Here is a 6969-nt window from a genome sequence, read left to right as displayed (position 1 = left end):
TCCGCATCAGCGACGGTTATTAATATATCATGGTGGAAAATGAAATGCAACATCTTTTGAAAACTTTTTTTAAATTAACTACATTTCTTTTTTTATATCATATACTTAAACGAAATATCCCTTTCATTTCTAAGAGATTCCTACATATATTCTATATAAAGTCACTCTACCCAAAAACATTTCTTTCTATAATAAATGTTTTATTCATATACCATATCATACAAGGAGGAATACATATGGACTATACCGATTTATTAATCAAACTAGGTCTCTCGGCTATTTTAGGATTCGCCATCGGTTTAGAGCGCGAATTAAAACGGAAACCACTTGGTTTAAAAACTTGTTTAGTTATTTCTATCATTAGTTGCCTCCTGACGATTGTTTCTATTAAGGCGGCTTACAATTTACCACATACCGATCATATGAATATGGACCCACTTCGACTTGCCGCTCAAATTGTATCAGGAATCGGTTTTTTAGGTGCTGGTGTTATTTTACGTAGAGGAAACGATAGTATTGCAGGATTAACGACTGCTGCTATGATTTGGGGCGCTTCCGGTATCGGTATTGCTGTTGGGGCCGGATTCTATATAGAAGCAATTTTCGGGATGTGTTTCCTTATGATTAGTGTTGAACTTATACCGTTAACAATGAAGTTTATAGGACCAAGATCATTTCGCCAACGCGATATTGCAGTAAAACTTGTTGTACGAAATATGGACAATATCCCAATTGTAATTGAAGAAATAAAAGAAATGGATATAAAGGTTAAGAATATGAAGCTCAAAACATTGGAGAATGGCTCACACTATTTGCATTTGAAATTATGTATCGATCAAAAAAGACATACTGCTGATGTTTATTACGCTCTCCAGCATCTTGAAAGTGTTCAACAAACTGAAGTGGAAAGTATGTAACGTAAAAAACTCTCTTTTCAATTAGAGAGTTTTTCTTTTTTCTATAATGGTAACAATGAATGTAGTCCTGCAAAGTAAGGAGGAGTAAGAGTTTGAAATCCCGTCCAAATTTAGTAGATACATTCCGTGATTCCATTATTTTTCGTTTAATCTGTTTTATCATTGTACTTACCGCTTTTTCCGGCTTTCTTATACATAGATTAGAACCATCGCACTTCACTACATGGTTTGATGGAATTTGGTGGTCAATCGTTACCATTTTCACCGTTGGCTACGGTGACTTTGCCCCGCATACAACGATGGGCAAACTTATCGGTATGGGTATTATTTTATTAGGAACCGGGTTTTGTTCTTATTATATGGTATTGTTCGCTACTGAAATGATTAGCAAACAATACATGAAGATTAAAGGAGAAGAAGCTGCCACTTCTAACGGTCATATGATTATTGTTGGCTGGAACGAACGGGCAAAACATGTTGTAAAACAAATGCACGTTTTACAACCGAACCTTGATATCGTTTTAATTGATGAAACACTTTCTTTACTTCCAAAACCCTTTCATCATTTAGAATTTATAAAGGGTTGCCCCCATCACGATCAAACGTTATTAAAAGCTAATATTACAACAGCTCACACTATATTAATAACAGCCGATAAAGAAAAAAATGAAAGCTTAGCAGATACACAATCCATTTTAAACATTTTAACTGCAAAAGGGCTCAACCCAAACATTCACTGCATCGCTGAACTTCTTACTTCTGAACAAATACAAAATGCAACGAGAGCTGGCGTGTCAGAAATTATAGAAGGAAATAAATTAACGAGCTATGTAATTACCGCTTCGCTTTTATTCCCTTCCATTTCAGGCGTACTATTCTCACTTTACAATGAAATCTCTGATAATAAATTACAACTGATGGAGCTTCCTCCGTCCTGCGCCGGACAAACCTTTGCAAATTGCAGCTATACTCTTTTAAAGCAAAACATTCTCTTACTAGGTATAAAGCGCGACGAACAATATATGATTAATCCCGTCCATTCCTTTGTTCTCATTGAAAGTGATATACTCATTGTTATTCACCATTAAGAAAATGTTTTTCTAGTTCCTGCATGAGCACTTTCCCGATATTGATATATTTTCTTTTCACATCTCCATCTGGATCTTTCGGCTCTGCAAATTGATCTATTCCGCTCGTTCCGGCTGTTAACGTATTTACATGATCATCCAGTTCGTCTTGATATACGTGCGAAAGAATATACGGCGTTCCAAGACGAACGATTACACCAGGTACATCTAACTCTCCATCTACTGCTGTAAATGGCACTCGCAGAAATTGATAGCCATCTTCTTCATCAATCTTATAATCAAAGCATCCTTTATCATAATCCCAATTACCACCAATGCTATATCCAAGTGGCTTCATTATCTCTTCTAACTTATATAACGCATATATACGTCCTTCTAAATTTGATTGAATTGGAATCAAGCCCATCCCTCCTAGACTTTTTCTTTAGCATACCCACTCTAGTTTGAATATACTGATGGACTTTTCGATAAAATAATAAAAAGCGACCGGATTCCGGTCGCTTTTTATTATTTTAAACGTTCTTCTAATTCTGCTTTTAACTCTTCAAATCCTGGTTTACCAAGTAAAGCAAACATGTTTTTCTTGTATGCTTCTACTCCTGGTTGGTCAAATGGATTTACGCCTAATAAGTAGCCGCTCATCGCACATGCTTTTTCGAAGAAGTATACAAGGTAACCGAATGTGTACTCATTTAATTCAGGGATATTTACAATTAAGTTCGGTACTCCACCATCGCTATGTGCAAGTAATGTACCTTCGTATGCTTTTGTGTTTACGAAGTCTACAGTTTCACCAGCAAGGTAGTTTAATCCATCTAAATCGTTTTCTTCTGATTCGATTGTTAGTTCATGTGTAGATTTCCCTACTTTCAGAACTGTTTCAAATAAGTCACGACGACCTTCTTGAACGTATTGACCTAATGAGTGTAAGTCAGTTGAGAAGTTAGCTGAAGATGGGAAAATACCTTTTTGATCTTTTCCTTCACTTTCACCAAATAACTGTTTCCACCATTCAGAGAAGTATTGAAGTGCTGGCTCATAGTTAACAAGCATTTCAATTGTTTTTCCTTTATTGTATAAAGCATTACGAACTACTGCATATTGGTAAGCTGGGTTTTCTTCTAGTTCTGATGTACCGAAGTCCTCACGACCAGCAGCTGCACCTTTCATCATCTCTTCAATATTTAAGCCACTCACTGCGATTGGTAATAAACCAACTGGCGTTAATACAGAGAAACGTCCTCCAACATCATCTGGAATAACGAATGTTTCGTAACCTTCGTTATCAGCTAATGTTTTTAATGCACCACGCGCTTTATCTGTCGTTGCATAAATACGTTTGCGAGCTTCTTCTTTTCCATACTTTTCTTCTAATAACTTACGGAAAATACGGAATGCTAGTGCCGGCTCTGTTGTTGTACCTGATTTGGAAATAACGTTAATAGAGAAGTCTTTACCTTCTAATACATCCATTAAATCTTTCATGTAAGTGGAGCTAATGTTTTGTCCAACAAATAGCACTTGTGGAGTTTTACGTTGTTCTTTAGAAAGTGTGTTGTAGAAAGAATGGTTTAACATTTCGATTGCTGCACGTGCTCCTAAGTAAGAACCACCGATACCTACAACAAGTAAAATGTCAGAGTCATTTTTAATTTTTTCTGCGCATTTTTGAATGCGAGCAAATTCTTCTTTGTCATATTGAAGCGGAAGGTCTACCCACCCAAGGAAATCGTTCCCAGCTCCAGTTTTTTCGTGGATTGCGTGATGTGTTACTTTCACCGCATCACGTAAATAAGTGATTTCATGTTCACCGATGAAGGATAACGCTTTAGAATAGTCGAACGTTACATGTGTACTCATCTTTTTCCCTCCAATTATGGATATGTATTTCTGTATTCACTTTAGCGAAACTGAAGTTGTAAATCAAGCGATTCACCCCTTGTAAACGTAACCAATATATATTTTTTAGAAAAAGTTCATTTTTTGCATAAAAATTCGCATTTTTCGGTATAGATGTATATACATCCTGTTTCAAACATTTTTTATGTATAAAAACAACATAACTACCCCATTCTATAAAAGAGTTAATTAACTCATCGCTTGCTCATGCTTCACAATTAAGGGGGGCTTTTTCATGAGTACTTTGCAACGTATCGCATTAGTCTTTACTGTAATTGGCGCTGTGAACTGGGGACTAATCGGGTTCTTCCAGTTTGACTTAGTGGCAGCCATTTTCGGTGGACAAAATTCAGCTCTTGCACGTATTATTTACGGCATCGTCGGTATTTCTGGGCTTATTAATCTTGGTTTACTCTTTAAACCATCAGAAAATCTTGGCACTCACCCAGAAACGAACGAAATTCGCTAGTCAGTATGTCTTTACTTCACCTCCGACATACGAATATGATTGCATGCAATCATATTTGCAAATATATATCATAAGACAAAGTAAAAGAGGAACGCCCATATGCGTTCCTCTTTTACTTTGTTAACTCGGACTCTTCAATCCATTCTGTTAGCTTTTCTCGCAGCGTATTAAATCCGTCCTTAGATGGATTCGGTATAAGAATCCGTCCTTGTTTTCTTTTCGCCGCTTTTAACGATAAACTCATTTTTCTGTGTTCTTCATCAATTGAAAGCACTTTTACTTCTACTGTATCGCCGACTTTTAAAAAGTCATGAATATCCTTTACATATCCATTTGTAATTTCAGATATATGCACAAGTCCTTGTGTTTCTGCATCTAACGCTACAAACGCACCGTAATCTTGAATCCCAGTCACTTTCCCTGTTACAACCACTCCTGTTGTATATTGTTCTGACATATGAAACACTCCCATACGTTTACCATTTTCTCTACAATTGTAGATAGCAAAGCAGATGATTTATTGTTAAATATCCGATTAGTTAATACGTACCCTAAGGAAAGCCACAAAGGATACGCATACCTTATATTAGTAAATTATACCACTATGACAGGACTCATTCAAAATTCATGAAAAAATTTCCTTAAGTAAGTATAATTCTCCAATATTAGGATAGAATACTAACACATGGCTTTCTAGTATTCCCCCCCTTTTATGGACAAAACGTATTGTGTTTTGTCCTTTTTTTATTCTCTATAAACCGTTCCATTCTCTTCATTGCTTCCATAAGCTGTTCAAGCGATGTTGCATATGAACAACGAATAAATCCTTCACCACTTTCGCCAAATACACTTCCAGGTACAACAGCCACTTTTTCTTCTAGTAATAACTGTTCTGCAAATTCCGCCGAAGATAGTCCAGTTGAAGAAATGGAAGGAAAGACATAAAATGCTCCGCCCGGCACATGACATGTTAATCCCATTTCATTGAAAGATGTCGTCATAAAATTACGTCGTTTCTTATAACTATCTCTCATTCGAATTACTTCATCATTTCCCGCACGTAACGCTTCAAGTGCTGCGAACTGAGACATTGTCGGGGCACACATCATAGAATATTGGTGAATTTTGAGCATTAATTCCGAAAAGTGAACAGGAGCTGCAATCATGCCGAGGCGCCATCCTGTCATCGCAAATCCTTTTGAAAATCCGGAAATTAAAACCGTATGCTCGCGCATATTTTTAATACTCGCGAAACTTGTATATACTTCGTCATATACAAGCTCTGCATAAATTTCATCAGATAATACGATTAAATTGTACTTCTCAACAATCACTGCTATTTCTTCCAGCTCGGATTTATTTAACATCGCACCTGTTGGGTTATTTGGTGAACAAAGTAAAAGTGCCTTTGTTTTCGCTGTAATAGCTGCTTCAATTTGTTCTGGTTGTACTTTAAACTCATTTTCTAAAGTAGTCGCCACCGGAACTGGAACTCCTCCAGCTAATGTTACAAGCGGTGCATAAGAAACGAAACTTGGTTCAATAATGAGTACTTCATCATCAGGATTTATAATGGCGCGCATCGCTACATCTAACGCCTGACTCGCTCCAACTGTAACAATGATTTCATCGTTTGGATCATAAGATACTGCAAATTGTTTTTTTAGATACTTTGCTATTTCTTGACGGAGCTCCAATAATCCTGCATTTGCTGTATATGACGTATATCCTTGTTCTAAAGAACGGATACACGCTTGCCTCACATTCCAAGGTGTAACGAAGTCAGGTTCTCCTACTCCAAGAGAAATAACACCTTTCATATTTGCTGCTAAATCGAAAAACTTTCGAATACCTGATGGTTGTAACGATTCTGCTGCTCTAGATAGTTCAAATTGCTTCATGGTGTCACCACAATTCGCTTATCATCATCGTTTTTTTCATAAATAATTCCCTCGTGTTTATACTTCTTTAAAATGAAATGCGTTGTTGTAGAAACGACAGATTCAATTGTTGCTAATTTCTCAGAAACAAACATCGCTACTTCTCCCATTGTCTTTCCTTCTAATGTAATAGAAAGATCATATGTACCTGACATTAAGTACACAGACTTTACTTCTGAGTAGCGATAAATTTGTTCAGCAACCGCATCGAACCCAACGCCGTGCTTTGGCGTAACTTTCACATCGATCATCGCCGTTAAACCTGTATGTTCTTTCACCTTCGTCCAATCGATATGTGTTACATAATCCACGATAATCTTTTCCGCTTCTAATTTTCCAACCATTCTCTTTACTTCTTCTACTTCTATATTTAATAGCTTCGCTAATGTATCTACAGTTAATCGACTACTTTTTTCAAGACAAGCTAACAATTCTAATTCCTTTTCTGTCACCATATAAATCATCCTTCCTATTCGTTTGTGTCTAAATTATACAAATACCCTTTCCAGTTTGAAAAGAAGATTTTTTTAGTGAATTATGTCAAAATAAAGTGAAACTTTACTCAACGGAATGCTTTACCCCGCTGATTATTAGCCCACACCAATCGGGCTTTTACGGACAGTTGCTCTCCCGCCTAACCCCTTTGCTTGAGCTTC

General features: G+C 36.6%; 8 protein-coding genes. 3 read left to right on the top strand and 5 right to left on the bottom strand.

The window, feature by feature from the left end; all coding sequences use genetic code 11:
* The first annotated feature begins 236 nt into the window (after nt 1–236).
* Nucleotides 237–917: an MgtC/SapB family protein gene (locus Q9B79_RS26600; RefSeq protein WP_048528454.1), complete on the top strand. Its 681-nt coding sequence runs from the start codon at nt 237–239 to the stop codon at nt 915–917.
* A gap of 92 nt (nt 918–1009) precedes the next feature.
* A complete protein-coding gene (locus Q9B79_RS26595) occupies nt 1010–2005 on the top strand; it encodes a potassium channel family protein (RefSeq protein WP_306188978.1) in 996 nt (331 codons plus the stop codon).
* On the opposite strand, the gene Q9B79_RS26590 is transcribed toward Q9B79_RS26595, so the two are convergent.
* Both Q9B79_RS26590 and Q9B79_RS26585 read right to left on the bottom strand, forming a co-directional pair.
* Nucleotides 1992–2405: a YugN-like family protein gene (locus tag Q9B79_RS26590; RefSeq protein ID WP_306188976.1), complete on the bottom strand. Its 414-nt coding sequence runs from the start codon at nt 2403–2405 to the stop codon at nt 1992–1994. The genes Q9B79_RS26595 and Q9B79_RS26590 overlap by 14 nt on opposite strands.
* A 107-nt stretch (nt 2406–2512) precedes the next feature.
* A complete protein-coding gene (locus Q9B79_RS26585) occupies nt 2513–3865 on the bottom strand; it encodes a glucose-6-phosphate isomerase (protein ID WP_306188974.1) in 1353 nt (450 codons plus the stop codon).
* A 274-nt stretch (nt 3866–4139) separates the two neighbouring features.
* On the opposite strand from Q9B79_RS26585, the gene Q9B79_RS26580 reads away from it, so the two are divergent.
* Nucleotides 4140–4373: a DUF378 domain-containing protein gene (locus Q9B79_RS26580; protein ID WP_000105788.1), complete on the top strand. Its 234-nt coding sequence runs from the start codon at nt 4140–4142 to the stop codon at nt 4371–4373.
* Between the two features lie 112 nt (nt 4374–4485).
* Here the strand turns inward: Q9B79_RS26580 and yugI are convergent, their stop codons facing one another.
* The 3 genes from yugI to Q9B79_RS26565 all read right to left on the bottom strand — a co-directional run bounded on the left by yugI (nt 4486) and on the right by Q9B79_RS26565 (nt 6768).
* Nucleotides 4486–4830, bottom strand: coding sequence for a S1 domain-containing post-transcriptional regulator GSP13 (gene yugI / locus Q9B79_RS26575; protein ID WP_000003767.1), 345 nt, complete (start codon nt 4828–4830; stop codon nt 4486–4488).
* Nucleotides 4831–5083: 253 nt separating this feature from the next.
* The gene (locus Q9B79_RS26570; protein WP_306188969.1) at nt 5084–6274 is read right to left on the bottom strand and encodes an aminotransferase; all 1191 of its coding nucleotides are present in this window, start codon (nt 6272–6274) and stop codon (nt 5084–5086) included.
* Complete coding sequence (locus Q9B79_RS26565; protein ID WP_306188967.1) at nt 6271–6768, bottom strand: Lrp/AsnC family transcriptional regulator; 498 nt, start codon at nt 6766–6768, stop codon at nt 6271–6273. The genes Q9B79_RS26570 and Q9B79_RS26565 overlap by 4 nt, the downstream gene beginning before the upstream one ends.
* Nucleotides 6769–6969 lie beyond the last annotated feature (201 nt).

Origin of the sequence: Bacillus sp. MHSD_36 (assembly GCF_030757775.1) — a bacterium.
GTDB lineage: Bacteria > Bacillota > Bacilli > Bacillales > Bacillaceae_G > Bacillus_A.
Note: the sequence above shows the minus strand (reverse complement) of the source record. Positions and strands in the feature narration are given on the sequence as shown.